17 protein-coding genes and 1 tRNA gene are annotated in these 15,289 nt (G+C 35.5%); 6 read left to right on the top strand and 12 right to left on the bottom strand.

The genetic code is table 11. The features are described 5' to 3' along the window. Positions 1-38 precede the first annotated feature (38 nt). From epsC to AADJ06_RS20975, 4 genes are all read left to right on the top strand, one after another. Positions 39-848 (top strand): serine O-acetyltransferase EpsC, encoded by an 810-nt coding sequence (gene epsC, locus AADJ06_RS20990; protein ID WP_341228465.1) that lies wholly within the window; start codon positions 39-41, stop codon positions 846-848. Between the two features lies 1 nt (position 849). Next, positions 850-1,740, top strand: a complete 891-nt coding sequence (gene cysM, locus AADJ06_RS20985) for a cysteine synthase CysM (RefSeq protein ID WP_341228464.1) — start codon at positions 850-852, stop codon at positions 1,738-1,740. A gap of 29 nt (positions 1,741-1,769) precedes the next feature. Beyond that, positions 1,770-1,988: a hypothetical protein gene (locus AADJ06_RS20980; RefSeq protein WP_341228463.1), complete on the top strand. Its 219-nt coding sequence runs from the start codon at positions 1,770-1,772 to the stop codon at positions 1,986-1,988. Between the two features lie 329 nt (positions 1,989-2,317). After that, positions 2,318-3,301 carry an alcohol dehydrogenase catalytic domain-containing protein gene (locus AADJ06_RS20975; RefSeq protein WP_341228462.1) on the top strand — a complete coding sequence of 328 codons (984 nt, stop codon included), beginning with the start codon at positions 2,318-2,320 and terminating at the stop codon, positions 3,299-3,301. Positions 3,302-3,362: 61 nt separating this feature from the next. Here the strand turns inward: AADJ06_RS20975 and AADJ06_RS20970 are convergent, their stop codons facing one another. Further along, complete coding sequence (locus tag AADJ06_RS20970) at positions 3,363-3,779, bottom strand: DUF1761 domain-containing protein (RefSeq protein ID WP_341228461.1); 417 nt, start codon at positions 3,777-3,779, stop codon at positions 3,363-3,365. Between the two features lie 97 nt (positions 3,780-3,876). Here AADJ06_RS20970 and AADJ06_RS20965 point away from each other — a divergent pair, with 97 nt between their 5' ends. After that, the gene (locus AADJ06_RS20965) at positions 3,877-4,272 is read left to right on the top strand and encodes a hypothetical protein (protein WP_341228460.1); all 396 of its coding nucleotides are present in this window, start codon (positions 3,877-3,879) and stop codon (positions 4,270-4,272) included. A gap of 1 nt (position 4,273) precedes the next feature. Here the strand turns inward: AADJ06_RS20965 and AADJ06_RS20960 are convergent, their stop codons facing one another. Both AADJ06_RS20960 and AADJ06_RS20955 read right to left on the bottom strand, forming a co-directional pair. After that, entirely contained in the window at positions 4,274-4,735 is a 462-nt protein-coding gene (locus tag AADJ06_RS20960; RefSeq protein ID WP_341228459.1) for a DUF1456 family protein, read from the bottom strand. Then, a complete protein-coding gene (locus tag AADJ06_RS20955) occupies positions 4,732-6,126 on the bottom strand; it encodes an aminopeptidase P family protein (RefSeq protein WP_341228458.1) in 1,395 nt (464 codons plus the stop codon). The genes AADJ06_RS20960 and AADJ06_RS20955 overlap by 4 nt, the downstream gene beginning before the upstream one ends. Before the next feature lie 223 nt (positions 6,127-6,349). Here AADJ06_RS20955 and AADJ06_RS20950 point away from each other — a divergent pair. Then, positions 6,350-6,423 (top strand) — tRNA-Arg (locus AADJ06_RS20950). A gap of 84 nt (positions 6,424-6,507) precedes the next feature. Here the strand turns inward: AADJ06_RS20950 and AADJ06_RS20945 are convergent. The 9 genes from AADJ06_RS20945 to AADJ06_RS20905 all read right to left on the bottom strand — a co-directional run bounded on the left by AADJ06_RS20945 (position 6,508) and on the right by AADJ06_RS20905 (position 15,287). Continuing rightward, positions 6,508-6,843 carry a hypothetical protein gene (locus AADJ06_RS20945; protein ID WP_341228457.1) on the bottom strand — a complete coding sequence of 112 codons (336 nt, stop codon included), beginning with the start codon at positions 6,841-6,843 and terminating at the stop codon, positions 6,508-6,510. Beyond that, positions 6,843-7,238, bottom strand: a complete 396-nt coding sequence (locus tag AADJ06_RS20940; protein WP_341228456.1) for a hypothetical protein — start codon at positions 7,236-7,238, stop codon at positions 6,843-6,845. The genes AADJ06_RS20945 and AADJ06_RS20940 overlap by 1 nt, the downstream gene beginning before the upstream one ends. A gap of 20 nt (positions 7,239-7,258) precedes the next feature. Continuing rightward, positions 7,259-7,558, bottom strand: coding sequence for a helix-turn-helix domain-containing protein (locus AADJ06_RS20935; protein WP_341228455.1), 300 nt, complete (start codon positions 7,556-7,558; stop codon positions 7,259-7,261). 68 nt (positions 7,559-7,626) lie between these two features. After that, positions 7,627-8,679, bottom strand: a complete 1,053-nt coding sequence (locus AADJ06_RS20930) for a hypothetical protein (RefSeq protein WP_341228454.1) — start codon at positions 8,677-8,679, stop codon at positions 7,627-7,629. A 76-nt stretch (positions 8,680-8,755) separates the two neighbouring features. Beyond that, positions 8,756-8,950 (bottom strand): hypothetical protein, encoded by a 195-nt coding sequence (locus AADJ06_RS20925; protein ID WP_341228453.1) that lies wholly within the window; start codon positions 8,948-8,950, stop codon positions 8,756-8,758. Between the two features lie 129 nt (positions 8,951-9,079). After that, positions 9,080-9,538: a hypothetical protein gene (locus tag AADJ06_RS20920; RefSeq protein WP_341228452.1), complete on the bottom strand. Its 459-nt coding sequence runs from the start codon at positions 9,536-9,538 to the stop codon at positions 9,080-9,082. Then, positions 9,539-11,668 carry an AAA family ATPase gene (locus AADJ06_RS20915; protein ID WP_341228451.1) on the bottom strand — a complete coding sequence of 710 codons (2,130 nt, stop codon included), beginning with the start codon at positions 11,666-11,668 and terminating at the stop codon, positions 9,539-9,541. Between the two features lie 213 nt (positions 11,669-11,881). Beyond that, a complete protein-coding gene (locus AADJ06_RS20910) occupies positions 11,882-14,137 on the bottom strand; it encodes a DEAD/DEAH box helicase family protein (protein WP_341228450.1) in 2,256 nt (751 codons plus the stop codon). A 13-nt stretch (positions 14,138-14,150) separates the two neighbouring features. Then, complete coding sequence (locus tag AADJ06_RS20905) at positions 14,151-15,287, bottom strand: cysteine desulfurase family protein (protein ID WP_341228449.1); 1,137 nt, start codon at positions 15,285-15,287, stop codon at positions 14,151-14,153. Positions 15,288-15,289: the final 2 nt, after the last annotated feature.

The raw sequence follows: 15,289 nt of genomic DNA, 5'->3' as shown, positions 1-15,289 counted from the left end.
CAAATTGTTCGTTAAAAGTGAAATGAAAATTTAAACAAATGGAAAAGCAGTTTTTACAACATATCTACGAAAAGCATCAAAAAACTGAAGCTGTGCCACAAACCAAGAAAATAGGGGAGTGGGCTACTGAGGTTTTTCATCTTTTATTTCCAGAGCAAGCGAAAGATTTCTTCCCTAGTATTGATGAGATAGAGGGTGAAATATGGAATTTGGGGAATGAATTAAAAATCATGCTGAATGCCACAGATAAATGCAAAGATTGTGATAACGACGAAAGAGCAAATACCTTCAAAGAGTCTCTTCCTGAACTTTTCAGGGTACTAAGTACCGATGTTAAGGCGATAATGGCGGGTGACCCTGCTGCTACCAGTGAGTTTGAAATAATTAGAGCTTACCCGGGCTTTCAGGCCATTTCTTTTTATAGATTGGCTCATTTACTTTTAAAAATGGAAATCCCTTTGATTCCTAGAATATTGACAGAGTTTTCACACTCTAAAACAGGAATTGACATACACCCAGGTGCAGAGATAGGAGAGCACTTTTTCATTGACCACGGCTCTGGAGTGGTGATTGGCGGGACTTCCGTTATTGGGGAGAGTGTGAAAATTTATCAAGGTGTAACTCTAGGAGCACTAAGTGTGGATAAAGCTTTGGCAAATGTCAAAAGACACCCAACGGTAGAAAACGGTACGGTAATTTATGCCAATGCCACCATTTTAGGAGGTGAAACTGTGATAGGTGCAAATAGTATTATAGGAGGTAATGTTTGGCTTACGAAAAGTGTACCTGCCAACAGTATAGTGTATCATAAACCAGAAATAGAAGTTAAAGAAAGAGAATTAGCATAATATGGCTACGATTATAGATTTAGTAGGAAACACTCCTTTAGTAGAGCTAAAAAGGCTCAATCCGCATTATAAAAACAGGGATAATCCAAAGGTTAAGATTTACGCAAAATTAGAGGGGGATAACCCTGGAGGTTCTGTGAAAGATAGGGCAGCTTTGAACATGATTCAGTCTGCTATGGAGCGTGGAGATATTAAGCCGGGTGATAAGTTAATAGAAGCTACTAGCGGAAATACTGGGATAGCTTTGGCCATGATAGCTTGTCAATTTGATTTGGACATTGAGCTGGTAATGCCAAAGAATAGTACGGTAGAGCGTGCCAAAACAATGGAAGCCTATGGGGCAAAAGTAACACTATTAGATGGCATTGAAACTTGCCGAGATTATGCGGACGAAAAAGGTAAAGAGGAGGGCTACTTTCAGTTCAATCAATTTGCTAATCCTGACAATTACCTAGCACATTATAAAACTACGGGTCCAGAAATCTGGAGAGATTCGGATGGTAAGGTGACGCATTTTGTAAGTGCAATGGGGACTACGGGCACCATTATGGGTACTTCCATGTATTTGAAAGAGCAAAATGCTAATATTCAAATAGTGGGCTGTCAGCCAACAGAAGGCTCTTCTATTCCAGGAATTAGACGCTGGCCAAAGGAGTATTTACCAAAAATATTTGACGAATCTCGTGTCGATAGAGTTTTTGATATTTCTACGGAAGTAGCAGCTAATACGGCTAGAGATTTAGCTAAAGTAGAATCAATTTTCGCTGGAATGAGTAGCGGAGGTGCGGCTTCCGCGGCCATTAAACTAGCTGGAGAATTAGAGCACGGCAATATCGTTTTTATAGTTTGTGACCGTGGAGATCGTTATTTGAGCAGTGATTTGTATAGTTAATTGACGGAAAATATTTGTTAGATTTGATTATGGACTTACAAACTTCAAAAATAGAATTAGTCAAAGAAATCTTGAATATTGAGAATCCATCATTAATTCAGAGAGTTTATGATTTACTAAAATCTGAAAAGGAAGAAGTGGGCTTTCACTTGACGGAGGTAGAGAAAAAGGAGATTCAGATAGGCCTGGAGCAGTTAGATAAAGGTATGCGAGTGCCTGCTAGAGAATTTTTGAAAAAGTTCTCTTAGGTGAAATACAGAGTTTACTTTTCTGAATTTGCGGCAAAGAAACTTGATAGACTGGTTCCATATCTTGAAAAGGAATGGGGTGTACCAGAAAAAAAATAATTTCCTTGAAAAGCTTAATAATTCACTGGATAAGCTTGAAACATTCCCGAAATCATCTATAAAAAGTACTCATTTTAAGGGAGTTTATAAATGTATAGTTACGTCAAGAGTCAGCTATTTTTATAAAATTAAGGGCAGGGATGTTGAAATTATCACTTTGACAGACAACCGCCAAAACCCCAAAAATCATGCACGAAGAACTAATAGCACTTTTCAATAAACAATAAAACATGCAAGCATTACATTTAGTAGCTCCCAATACTTTAGAATTGGTGGAGTTAGAAACGCCACAACCAACAAGAAAGGGTCAGGTGTTAATTAAGATGGCGTATTCGCCAATAAACCCTGCCGACTTAGCTTTTTTGACAGGGCAATATGGAATTCAGAAGCCTTTTCCGGTAGTGCCTGGTTTTGAGGGTAGCGGAGAGGTGATAGCATCGGGCGGAGGTTTTTATGCCAATTACCTTAAAGGGAAAAAGGTGGCCTGTGTGGCGTCAGAGCAAGGCGATGGAACCTATGCAGAATACATGTTAACCGATGCTACCAAATGTGTGGTATTAGGTGACAATGTGGCTTTGGAGCAAGGGGCGATGTCTTTTGTGAATCCGTTAACGGCTATAGAATTGTCAGAAACGGCACTCAGAGGCGGTTATAAGGGAATTGTAATGTCGGCGGCTGCTAGTGCTTTAAGTGCCATGGTACAGTATCAGGCAGAAAAAAAAGGATTGTCCTTTGCGGGTGTGGTGCGTAGAAAAGAGCAGGTAGATAAATTACAAGCTCGTGGAGTAGATTATATAGCTAATTCTTCAGAAGAAGGTTGGCAAAAAGGACTGGCAGACTGGGCAAAACCGCAGGGTAAGATGCTCTTTTTAGATGCTATTGGTGGAGGGAAATTACCAAGTCAGATTTTAGGAACACTCCCTATTATGTCAAAAATGGTGATTTATGGAAAGCTTGATTTGGAGAATGATAATATTATTGACGGAAGAGATTTCATTTTCAAAGAATACGAAGTTTCGGGTTATTGGCTAAGTAAGACTGCTTCCAGAAAAAGCTTTTTACAGTCTTTAAAAGACACCAGAAAAGTGCAAGCCATGCTGAAAGATGGCTTTGAAACAGATATAAATGCGAAGTTCAACTTAAAAGATTTCGCGACAGCTATAGGAACATATACTTCTCAAATGTCTGCGGGGAAGGTTTTGTTTGAGTTGTAAATTGACTCAAAACTAAATCCCCAAAACATAGAAGCGTTTTGGGGATTTTTTACTGAAAGGGCTACGCCCAAGCACCAATCACAGCACCCATAATCATCAAAATGATTACTTGGTAGCCGGCGTCTATCAACCATAGTTTAAGGCTTTTTCCTTGGTAAAGGATATTGATGGCGGCACCTGTTGCTACAAACATTAGACCTACGTATAAGCCATGCATTAAGCCTACTTGCCAGTCTATTTCACTAGCTTCATGCCCTCTTAGTAGAATCGCCATTCCTAATGACATGATTAGCATCATTACTAAGCTCCCACCAAAGGTTTTTAATAAGTTGGAGTTTTTAAATTCCTCGTCTGAGATGCCTACGCCTTCTTGCCAAGCTTTGATAAAAAGCAAAGGGCTGTACCAAAGAGAGCCAAAGGCAAAAGAAGCGATAGCTCCCACAAGGACAGCTAGAAAATTGATGTTTGAGAAATCCATAATAGTTTAGGTTAAGGGTTTAGATTGTACCGCGATAATTATTCTACGGTATATAAAGCACCATCGAATATACGTTAATTTAGAAAAAATAGAAAGAGTGAGAGTTATAAGCTTTATACTAATGGTACTTCTTTTTTCATGTGAAAAGGAAACATTTAATAAAATACAGGTTGGGAATTGGGGAACTGAACATGCAAGTCTTACAGTAAATCAACTCTCCTGGTATTTTGAGTTTGACTGTGCTAATGTTACGGTACAAGAACCGGTAACATTTTCAGATGGTAAGTTTGAAACGGATGCTCTTTACTATAGAGAGTCTGGGGTTCAGCTTGATGATCCAGACTTTTACAAGGCTATTCCTTCAAAAGTTTCTGGCAGTCTTTTGTCAAATGATAAGTTAGAGTTGACTATGCTTGTGGGCCCAGATTTAGAGAATTATGGCACTTACACCTTTGTTTATGACCAAGAAGGAAACGTGTATAAGTGTCCTTGATTTACTTTGGTCTGTATTTTAATTGAAGTCCATGTAAGAAGTTTCTAAGATATTGGTCATTCATCTTACGAAACTGATTTTGTTTCGGGTTTCTAAGAAATGCACTTAATTCGTGTTCACTTAATCTAGTATCTACTAGCTGAAAAACTTGAAGCATATCGCCAGACTGTAAATTCAATGCTATTTTGAGCTTTCTAAGAATATCATTGTTACTTAAATAACGCTCTGGTTTAGGCGAAGGTCCATCTTTCTTTCCTCTGTTTTTGGTAATGAAACCGTTTAAGAAAGTAGCCAATAGCAAATCATCAATTGGTTGAAAATCCTCATCTTCCTCTTTTTTTAGCCAATCGCTGACCATGGCTCTGCTAGCACGGTATTCTGCCAGTTTAAACACCTCCATCATTTGGTCGTCAGATAGTTTGAAGGTGTATCGCAGTCTTCTTAAAATATCGTTGTTTGTCATGATGCCATTGCGTTTTCTACCTCTTCTACAGTTTTAGGAATCTTATCACCTAGTATTTGATGGCCATTCTCAGTAACCAGCACATCATCTTCTATTCTAATTCCACCAAAGTCATAATAGGCCTTCAGTTTATCATAGTTAATATGCTCGGCAAACATCTTCTCCGCCTTCCATGATTCTATCAATTCAGGAATAAAGTAAAGTCCTGGTTCTACGGTTATAACAAAATTCGCTTCCAGTTTTTTCGCAAGTCTAAGTGATTTTAAACCTAACTGTGTACTTCTCTCTAAATCTTCGCCATAACCTACTAAATCTTCACCAAGGTCTTCCATGTCATGCACATCCATCCCAATCTGATGGCCCAAACCATGTGGCATAAATAAGCCGCCCATGCCTTGTTCTGCTAGTTCATCTGTATTTCCTGATACCAAACCCAATTCTTTCAAACGGCGTAACATCAATTTATTAGAATCAATATGCACGTCACGATACATAACGCCAGCTTTTAAAGAAGCAATGGAGTTTTCTTCCATTTCTAGCACAATGTTGTAAATCTCTTTTTGCTTGTCAGAGAATTTTCCTGAAACCGGAGCCGTTCTGGTGATGTCGCCCGAGTATAGCATTTCATTTTCTGCACCAGAATCATTTAATACCAGCCTGTTACCAGTCATGGTATTGTTATGTCCATGGTTGTGGAGTGTTTGACCATTGATGGAGAAAATGGCAGGATATGCCAAATAGCTATTGTTTGCTTTGGCGGTTCTATAAAGTTCAGCTACTACTTCATATTCCTTTTTACCTTCGGCAATGTTTCGCATGGCGTTAATGTGCATTTCTCTTGAAATGTTCACTGCATGAGTCATTTGGGCTATTTCTTCCTCAGATTTATAAGAACGAAGGTTTATTACAGCTTTCACCAATTCTGAAGAGACATTTGGTTTAACTTGTTTGGCTCCTAAGCCCAACCATTCCATTAATTGAAGTTTATTGTCAAATCTGTACGGTGGTAAAAAATGTACTTTTCTTCCCTTGGCTTGAGCCATTGAAAGAATATCTGCAATTTTAGAACTTGGTCTTATATCTTTAACACCTACTTTGGCGGCTTTGGAAGCAATAGTCTCTAACTGGCCTACCCATATTATATCTTCAACCGTGAATTCGTCACCAAAAAGAACTTCTTCGCCAGACTCGGTATCGATTATAGCATTTAATCCAGGCTGATTAATACCAAAGAAGTACATAAAGCTGCTGTCTTGCCTATATCTAAAATGGTTGTCAGGGTAGTTTAAAGGGGCTTCATTGGTACCCATCAAAAGGATAAGTCCTGATTTTAGGGAAGATTTCAGTTTGGCTCTTCTATCAATATATGTTTGGGCAGGGAAAAATTTCATGTCTTTCTAATTGTTGATATGCAAATCTACTTATTACTCTTAAAACAAAGATATTTTAGGCGAATTGCTTTCTCTTTAAATGCGTTCCAGGCTGATTTTTAACTTTCTGGAGGGGTTTTGAAAAACTTTACTAATTTATTTGCTGTGAGTATTGCATAAAATTAATAAGTCACTTACTTTTGCACTCCGATTTGAAACAAACATGTTTGTTTTTTATCATGAGGGTCCCATAGCTCAGCTGGATAGAGCATCTGCCTTCTAAGCAGACGGTCGAACGTTCGAATCGTTCTGGGATCACAAAATAAAAGCCTCATAATCAATGGATTGTGAGGCTTTTTCTTTTACTGCTAGTTTCGTTCAAAAGGCTGGTTTAAACATAGTTTAAACATTTTCTGAATTATTTTTTTCGGTTTCAATTTCTTCTCTTCCAAAGAAAAGTAAGATGCTATCCTTGTGAATAGGCCAGTACTTCTCTAAAAGGAAGAATCCTAGAAAACTGAGGACTCCAATAATCAGAATTATTAGACCAAAGTTATGACTGGGCTTAGATTTCTGATATTCGCTTACACGTGTTGGTACTGGCGAGTAGGACTGAGGGCTAGAGTAAACATTACTCAGTCTAGGTTCAAAGTTAGTTTCTCGAGATTTCGTTTCGTTAAGAATGCCCCTGTTCGTAGATGGAGTACTCTGGAATGGATTAGTTTCAAATTCAAACATTAGCGTGTGGTTTTAAGGGTGTGTATAAAAACGGTGTAGACATCTTCAATGGTTTGGATTTGAATCTCTTTAGAATCTCCATAAATGTCTTTATAAGGTATGAGTTTCCCTTTGTAGGTAACTAGTGCCTTTTTCAGGAGATCGTTCTCATAAAAGGAAACCTTAGCCCTTAATACTTCAATTTCTTTAAGAAGTGTTTGATTACTTTTTGAGTCGTGTCTTTTACAAGCAATGATTTCAGTATACTCTGATAATGTCATCCCAAACTTTTCAGCTTCTAGTGCTAAGTCCATTTTTAATTGGGCGTCGCATTTAAAACCTAATGTTACTTTGTTTTTTGCTTGAACTAGGGCATCTACATCTAGTGGGCGTCCAGTTCTAATTGTGTTTTGCATTTGTGTGGTGTTTAGTGTTTCTAGTTTTCGTTTTGGATTTCTTTTATGGTTTTGCGTTTGTTTTCTGCTAGCCAATCGACTAGTTCCTCCCGCTTAAATTTTAAGGATCGCCCTATTTTTTTGTGGGGAACCTTTCTTTGTGAGGTATACCTATAGAGGGTGTTTTTTGGAATTTGAAGATACTCTGAGGCCTCGTCTATTGACATGATTGACCTTTCCTCTTTTTCTCTGCTAAGTGAGTTATATAAGAGGTTTCTTTTTAGAATTTGAGCTATAATTTCTTCAAGCTCTTCTGCTGTGGTTACGATTACTTTCGTCATGTTTATTTGGTTGTGTGGAATGCAAATATTAGAAGAAAATCGGCAGAAAAAGTCATGGCGGGGGGGAGCTACCCCCCCAACATTTTAAAGTTTTTTATTTTATCGATGATGTGTTCGCCGTTAAGTAGTTCGAAATGATTGATTAAGAACTCTTTATCTTTTTTGTTTAAAGAGTTTGCGTTTAGCTTTCTATAAATCTCCGAGTCCTTGATTTTGCTGCTATTGAGGTTTTTGGATGTGAGAAATTGTATGAATTCTGCTTTCACCGTGTTGTCTATATTAGTACATTTTGCTGAGGTTAGGAGAAGATTTATTGCAATAACCTGTCTATTCAAGGTGAACTCCTTTGATTTGACTATTTCTTCTTTTGGTGTATAGTTTTCAACAGCACAATGAAAAGATTCATTGTGATAGGCATCAAGTAAATATCTTGTATATTTTTCGAGAAACTTTTCCATTTGTTCATCAATCCCCGTGTATCGTTCATCACTTAGAACTTGGATGTAACTTTCTTCTTTTTGGTCGTAATTACTTAGTAATTCAGTTAAGTCTTTAGAGAAAGGGTTATCGAGTTCGGAAAGGGTGGATGCTTTGTGGTTACCCAGTATCTTGTCAAGATTAAAAGAATGTTTTTCAATGTTGTTAAAGATTTCAGAAAATTTGTTCGCTGATATTTTATTCAGTTTCTGACACATTAATAATGGAGAATCTAAAGCAAAATTTTCATGTGCTTGCTCCACTATTTTGGAGTGGTTTATACCTTTTTTTGCTTTGAAAATGTAGCTGTCTTTAAAGAAGCCAAATTCTTCTTGATAAATGGTTTCATAATGACTGTCTAAGGTTGGAAAACGAAATCTAAGAAACTCGATTAATGTTTTAGTGTTAAGGACCTTGGTTAAAACATCTTGTCCTGTTTCATCTTTCTTTAAATCCCCTATCAATTCATTTACTAAGAATTCGTATGCTTGTTCCTTTTCATTCTCAGAGGCAGATTCATCCAGTTTGCTAAATGATTTACAGTCCTCGTAATATTTAAAAAGGAGATCTTTCTCTTCTGTAGTTAGGAAATCAAAGTTTTCGGTAGTGCTTAATACAAAAGCCCATGAAAAGGCATTGTGCATAGTGGTTGTAATTTAATAGGGTTTACTGCAGATTAGATTAATATAGGTTTATAGGTATTGACGAGGGAAGGAAGTGTTATTGAGAGGCTTGTTGAGCTTTTTTGAAATTTTCAATACTTGTTCTAGAGTACATAAAGGCATTTCCTTTTTTTACAAATTTCAATTTACCACTAACTCTGATATGAGCCAAATCACAGTCTTGCATTTTGAGTTCTTTTTTTGTTTCTTGACTAGTTAAATACTTTTCCTCTCGATAAGATTGGTTTTGCATAGTTGAATCTTTTCATGAAATCGTAGTAACGAAAGAATTTGGTAGTATCAAATATTGAGATTTTTGTTTTATGCTGTTAACGTAAGACTGGTTCCGGTAATATTTATAAAGGAATAAATTCATCAATTATTACCTTTTCATAATTTCTAACAAATAGTCATCAGGGCTGTCATAGAGTCTTTCATATCCACTTGTTTGGCGAATTTCTAGTATGTATTTTGCTCCTCCCTCGGCATATTCACTAATTATGGTAAGTAACTTTCTTGAGTTTAAAAAATCTTCCGACTTTTCCGCTTCGATTTTACCTATTGCCATTAATAGTAGTGCATGAGCAATAGATTCTGAACCATTAATGATCATTTGATATTGGAATGAAGACTGATGAGGAAGATCAGTATCAACCTCTCTTTTGTCATTTATTAAACCAATTACAGCTGCCCAGGCATAGACTTGCCAGTATTTTGAGAAGAATTTGTCATTTCTTGTAGTTAAGGATTCCTGTTTACGAGAAAACATATTTCTTATTTGTGCTACGTTATTTCCATAATGAACATTTCTTCTACTAATTTCTGAAAAAAGTTTTTCCATTTATTTTATAGTTTTGATATAGGTTTTTCTATTGGTTCTTGACGCAGGCCCATCTTTATCAATTAAATCATTTTTTAATTCATAGTATTTAATAATCTTGGCTTTAGAAATGTATTTTAGTCTATCATCTCCTTTAAGAGAGTTGTAGTCTTTTGACATGACAATTATTTGTTTAAACGAATCGGTGAGGTTTTCGGTTAAAGATAAGGTGTTATCATCATCAAACTGAGAGGTCGGGGCATCAGCCAATAAGGGGAAAGACCGATTCATTTTCTTTTCACTTAAAGAAAGAAATGCATTAGCAACAGCTAATTTCTGAGCGGTTAACTCAGCAGTGTTTAAATTGGAAAGTGACTTTTTTGTCAGTTTATCGATTACCCTTACACCTTGATCTATTCTTATTTCTCCCTGATTATTGCCACCCAAATATTTTGAATACAAGATGTTGCTTTCAATATTTATCTCGTCCATTAATTTTTCGAGAGCGGCATTTTTAAGATTAGCAAGGACTGAGTTTATTAAACTTATATATTTTTCTGCAGTTGATTCTGCTGTTTCATCCTCATCTCCCAAAAATATGTCTTTAGCTTTTTGAGCAGAGAGGGCTTCTATATCATCATCCAGAGTTTTCTTGTCACTCTCGTATCTAATTATACGCTTTTCTAAATCAGTTTTACTGGAGCTTAAACTTCTTATTTTATTCAATATTTGTTCAGCGGTTGATGAATTTCTCGTGATTTCAGTAACTTTTTCAACCCCTGATTCAGATAATAAATTTGCAATTTCAGCCAGCTTTTTCTTTCGCTTAGATATAAGCTTTTCTATATCATCATCATTTGTTTTGGCTTCTTCTGCGATTAATGGAAGTTCTGCAATTAGATTTCTTTTAAACCTATTTAATTCTGTATAGTTATCGGAAAGTATTTTTTGAGCTTGATTATTTTTGAAATCTTCCATTCTCAATTCAAGTGCAGCATAAGCGGGGGTATTTTCTTCCACTGAGCGTTCACAGATATAACAGACATGATTGTCAAGCATTTGCTGAACATATTCAGGTCCAGGGAGTGTTATAGGGACTGGGTTTTCGGATTTTTGGAATGATTTAATCTCCTCGCTTAATAAGTTTAAATTATCTACGGACGCATTAATCAAATTGTCGCATTTATGAAGCATCCACTTTGAAATAAATTGTTCTTTACCATAGACTCCTAGAGATTCAATTTTATCATTACAAGTTTTAATTTCATAATCTAACTTTGTCATCTTTCTCTGTAAATCAGAATATTTACCATATCCTTTAAGTTTTTCTTCTTCTTTGAAGATTAAATCAATAAGATCAGAAAGTTCGTTCTTCATATCAACTATTCGACCTCCATAAGAGGATGAACGAGTTGTTTTTAAATCAATATCATCAAGTAATTGTTTTTGGTCCTTTGTTAACTTTCTTTTCTTTTTGAATTCGGTATCTATTTTTTTATTTATGCTGCTTACCGACTGTTTTGTTATTTCAACAAGGTTTTCATAAATGGGGAAATACGAAATTTCCTTTATTGCATAATTCAGAGTATTTGGATTGCTGAAATCATATAATTCATCTACGGTTTCACCTTGGAACCACATGAATTTCCTAATACTCACAGGGAATAATTTATCCAAAAACCACTTATGCTCGCCTTTTTCAAGATATATAGTTTCTCCGTCCTTTACATACGAAATATCAAGGTTTGGTTTATCAATTGGGAAAACATCATCAGTCCCTTTTCTAAACAACATTTCTTTAATGAAACGGTATTCGATAAGTTCATTTGTGTTTCCTTCTTGACTCTTGTGATACTCTGCTGAAAGTGTAATATCAATAACTGTTTTTAAGTTGGCATCTACTTCGGCATTTGAAATGACATAGTCTGGCAACACTATAACTTTATCTGCTGATTTCCATTCTTTTTTTGTAGTGTCTTTTGTTGTATCGACATAGATTTGATTGAAGAATGTCCAATGAAAGGCATTAAATAAATGAGACTTTCCGGCAGAATTCTTTGCTGAAACGATGTTTAGCCCTTCTTCAAAATTAAATACATTCTCACTGACATAACAAAAGAAATTACTAATTCGTACTTTTTTTATAATCATGATTTGGTTTTAAAATGATTAATTAAGAAATTTTCAAATTGTCTTCTAGCATTGTCTCGTAAATCGGAATCTGATTTAAATTCTAATAAGACGTCAAATGCTTTATTTATTAGATTTGTATCTAATTTATTAAATTTGATTTTGTTCGTGAATTCATCTTGTGTTAGAATCCTAGAAAATTCCTCCCGGAGCGTGTCGTTTAAGGTTTTCATATTATTTGTAATTATCTAATTCTTGGTTGGCTAAATCATAAATATCAATGCCTAATTCGTAAGAGATGTCTTCAATACTCCTTAGTGATTCGTCTTTATTCTCACTTAAAACGGCGAAATTGACTAATCTTCTCAACTCGGACAAGAGTATATTTTTTTCTATTTTATGTAGTTGATTATCTGTTGAAGTGTGCTCTATTTTAGGCTTAACTATTAAGTCATAAATGACGGCATTCTCTTTTCCTTTAAAATTCCTAAGAACTCTACCTCGCCTTTGTATGTATTGGCGTGGATTACCTGTAGACGAACAAAATATGGCATATTTAGTCTGTGGGATATCAACACCTTCGTCTAGACATTTCATGGCCAAAAGAGCGTCAAGCTTGCCGGAAGAAAAAAGTTTTAAAATTTGATCTCGGTTATTAGTTTCACCGGTAAATTTGGCCAGTTTCAATTTGAATAGGTTATATAACTTTTGAGTATACAGGTCTATTAACCTTTCATCTTCAAACTCGTTGTCAGTATTTGGTAAATCATAATCTGAGTAGTCTCCTTCTATACCCTCTGGAACATAGATAAATGCATTTTTAAATGCATTTGACCCAATTTTTTTCACAATAGAAACTAAAGCCCCAATTTTTTGATTTGCCTTGTGAATAACACTTTTTCTTTTTATTAATAGACTATTTACATAATCAGACTCTATATATTTGCCTGTATTTGAATCAATGAACTTAGCTAATTTTTTGGTTATTTTTAGATATTCTTCTTGTTCAACTCTTTCAAGATCCACAATAATTGGATAGTAATAATAACGGCATAAGAAACCGTTTTCTATAGCAGTTTTCATATCATACTCAAAAGTGTATTTTTCTGCCGAGGTGTTAAAATAATTAGCTATAATTGAATTTCCTTTCTCATCAAATTGCCTTTCAGGCGTAGCTGACAATCCAATTCTTAATTCTAGGTAATTGGGTAAAACTTTTAAAAAACCAGGAGCAGCAAGGTTATGAGCCTCATCTGCTATTAAAGTTATTTTATGGAAGTCCTTGTTAAAATAATCCTTGAGTATTGTTTGGAATGAAATCCCCTTGAAAGTTGCATAAGTGGTAACAATAGCATAATTCTCATCTCTATCAAGAACGACACTCTTTCCGATTTGGGACAATTCAGCTCTCCATGAATTGTTTGAACTACAACATAAAATGGTGTTTCCAAAGTTAAATTTAACTTTAACTTCATTTAGCCATTGATTTGCTAGAGCTGTAGTTGGAACTAGAACGATAAATTTATAAAATGTATTTTTTTTATATTCATTTAAAATACAATTAAGTGAGGTCAAGGTTTTACCGGTACCAGTGGCCATCGCAAACATTCCTTTATAATCATTTGCAACCCAACTGTCGTAGGCATCAACTTGATAAAGTCGTGGACCTTCTGAATAAGGGAATTTAGGCGTTCTTCTAATTAAATCAATGTCATTAAAAAGCTTAGCAATTGTTTTTTTGAGTTTGGCATTTGAAATTAAGCTTGCTTTCTTTTTGAGTAATTGTTCTTCCTGAACTAGTAATTCATTTATGTCTTTCTTGCCAAATTTATCTTTAAGAACAACTTCAATGTCGTTTACTGAGAGATACTCTACATCTTGATCTTTCTCTTCGAAATAGTGGTCAATTAGTTTTAATTGCTTTTTGATAAGTTTATTTGACCTGCCATTTTCCCAACTCAGAAAAGCTTCAAGTTGTTCTATGTTTTCAGATAGACCATAATAAGTAAAATTACAAGATGCTTGATAGCCGACAGTATCTTGCCCGTCGCTGAAAACCCCTGATTTATAATGTGATATTCCCTTACCGTTTTTCGGTTTAATTACTTTAATTTCAATTCGTTTTTCAGCAATTAAATAAGCTAAACATTCAAAAAAGTGAGTGTCATATTCATCCAACACTATACCGAGCGAAACCACATCCGTTAGATCAAAAACTTTGTTTCCTCCTGAACCATTTTCTGAATTCTGAATCGCTTCTTTATCTTTTGATGAAAGTAAATGGTTGATGACCATTTTCATTTTACCTCCCTTACTTATAAATGTTGCAAAGCCAACAGAAAGGAGATTGATAGCGGAAGAACTAAAATAACCTAGTAGTAAATTAAACTCATTGCTATTGGCTAGTCCATCCAAATAGAATTGTAACGGCTCATTTTCGGAACCAGTTTTATAATCTCTATCTAATGACCAATCGCAATCTTTGAGCATGGTTTAAGTAAGGTTAAATGAGTTGTTTGATTTTGTTTACTACGATTTCAATATCTTCTTGACTATTAAATTTGCCAAGAGAAAAACGCAATGAAGCATATGCATCATCATCACTTAAACCCATAGCTTTTAAAACGTGTGAGGGTTCTATGACGGCAGCTGAACAGGCTGAACCATTGGAAACTGCTATGTTTCTCATTCTACCAATTAAGACATTGGCATCTTGGCCTTTAAAACATATGTTAGTTGTGTTATAAGCTCTTTTTTCTAAATCACCATTTAGTGTTGTATTTGGTAGTCTTAATAACTTGGATTCCAAGTCATCTCGTAATTCAGAGATGCTTTGTTGATTCTGTGTCATCTCTTGACCGGCTATTTCACAAGCTTTCCCTAGAGCAATTATTCCGGGTACATTCAAAGTACCACTTCTTAATCCTTGTTCATGACCACCGCCATGAATTTGAGATGTTAGTTTGACTTTAGGGTTTGCGTGCCTAACATATAATGCTCCAACTCCCTTTGGTGCATACATTTTATGGCCGCTAATACATAATAAATCAACACCTAGAACATCAACATCAACAGCTATTTTACCAACCGCTTGGGTAGCATCAGACATAAATAAGACATCATTTTTATGGGCTAGAGAAGCGATTTCTGTGATAGGTTGAATAACACCTGTTTCGTTGTTGACGTACATTACAGAGACTAGAATAGTGTCTTCTCTTATGGCCTTTTCTAGTTGCAACAAATTTACTAACCCGTTTTTTTGAACAGGTAAATAAGTTACTTCAAAGCCTTTTCTTTCTAAGTCGTGGCAGGTATCTAAAACGGCTTTATGCTCTGTTTTAAGTGTGATGATATGTTTCCCTTTGTTGGAGTAACTTTCGGCTACTCCTTTAATAGCAATATTTATGGCTTCTGTGGCACCACTAGTAAAAATCAGCTCTTTAGGATCTGCGTTTATGAATTCTGCTATAACTCCTCTAGATTCTTTAACCTTTTCATTTACAGTTTGGCCAAAATGATGGGTACTACTTGAATTGGCAAAGTTATCCTTTAAAAAGGGCATCATTGTATCAAGCACCCTTGTGTCGATGGGGGTGGTGGAATTGTAGTCGAAGTATATTATCCCAGTTCTTAAATCCATTT

The organism is uncultured Arcticibacterium sp. (assembly GCF_964021845.1).
In the GTDB taxonomy this organism is placed as follows: Bacteria; Bacteroidota; Bacteroidia; order Cytophagales; family Spirosomataceae; genus Arcticibacterium.
This window is presented reverse-complemented; position numbering and strand designations above follow the sequence as displayed.

Bases quoted from the DNA above. Each gene is read 5' to 3' on its own strand.
- epsC (WP_341228465.1), top strand. From the start codon at position 39: ATGGAAAAGCAGTTTTTACAACATATCTACGAAAAGCATCAAAAAACT.
- cysM (WP_341228464.1), top strand. From the start codon at position 850: ATGGCTACGATTATAGATTTAGTAGGAAACACTCCTTTAGTAGAGCTA.
- AADJ06_RS20980 (WP_341228463.1), top strand. From the start codon at position 1,770: ATGGACTTACAAACTTCAAAAATAGAATTAGTCAAAGAAATCTTGAAT.
- AADJ06_RS20975 (WP_341228462.1), top strand. From the start codon at position 2,318: ATGCAAGCATTACATTTAGTAGCTCCCAATACTTTAGAATTGGTGGAG.
- AADJ06_RS20970 (WP_341228461.1), bottom strand. From the start codon at position 3,779: ATGGATTTCTCAAACATCAATTTTCTAGCTGTCCTTGTGGGAGCTATC.
- AADJ06_RS20960 (WP_341228459.1), bottom strand. From the start codon at position 4,735: ATGACAAACAACGATATTTTAAGAAGACTGCGATACACCTTCAAACTA.
- AADJ06_RS20955 (WP_341228458.1), bottom strand. From the start codon at position 6,126: ATGAAATTTTTCCCTGCCCAAACATATATTGATAGAAGAGCCAAACTG.
- AADJ06_RS20945 (WP_341228457.1), bottom strand. From the start codon at position 6,843: ATGTTTGAATTTGAAACTAATCCATTCCAGAGTACTCCATCTACGAAC.
- AADJ06_RS20940 (WP_341228456.1), bottom strand. From the start codon at position 7,238: ATGCAAAACACAATTAGAACTGGACGCCCACTAGATGTAGATGCCCTA.
- AADJ06_RS20935 (WP_341228455.1), bottom strand. From the start codon at position 7,558: ATGACGAAAGTAATCGTAACCACAGCAGAAGAGCTTGAAGAAATTATA.
- AADJ06_RS20930 (WP_341228454.1), bottom strand. From the start codon at position 8,679: ATGCACAATGCCTTTTCATGGGCTTTTGTATTAAGCACTACCGAAAAC.
- AADJ06_RS20925 (WP_341228453.1), bottom strand. From the start codon at position 8,950: ATGCAAAACCAATCTTATCGAGAGGAAAAGTATTTAACTAGTCAAGAA.
- AADJ06_RS20920 (WP_341228452.1), bottom strand. From the start codon at position 9,538: ATGGAAAAACTTTTTTCAGAAATTAGTAGAAGAAATGTTCATTATGGA.
- AADJ06_RS20915 (WP_341228451.1), bottom strand. From the start codon at position 11,668: ATGATTATAAAAAAAGTACGAATTAGTAATTTCTTTTGTTATGTCAGT.
- AADJ06_RS20910 (WP_341228450.1), bottom strand. From the start codon at position 14,137: ATGCTCAAAGATTGCGATTGGTCATTAGATAGAGATTATAAAACTGGT.
- AADJ06_RS20905 (WP_341228449.1), bottom strand. From the start codon at position 15,287: ATGGATTTAAGAACTGGGATAATATACTTCGACTACAATTCCACCACC.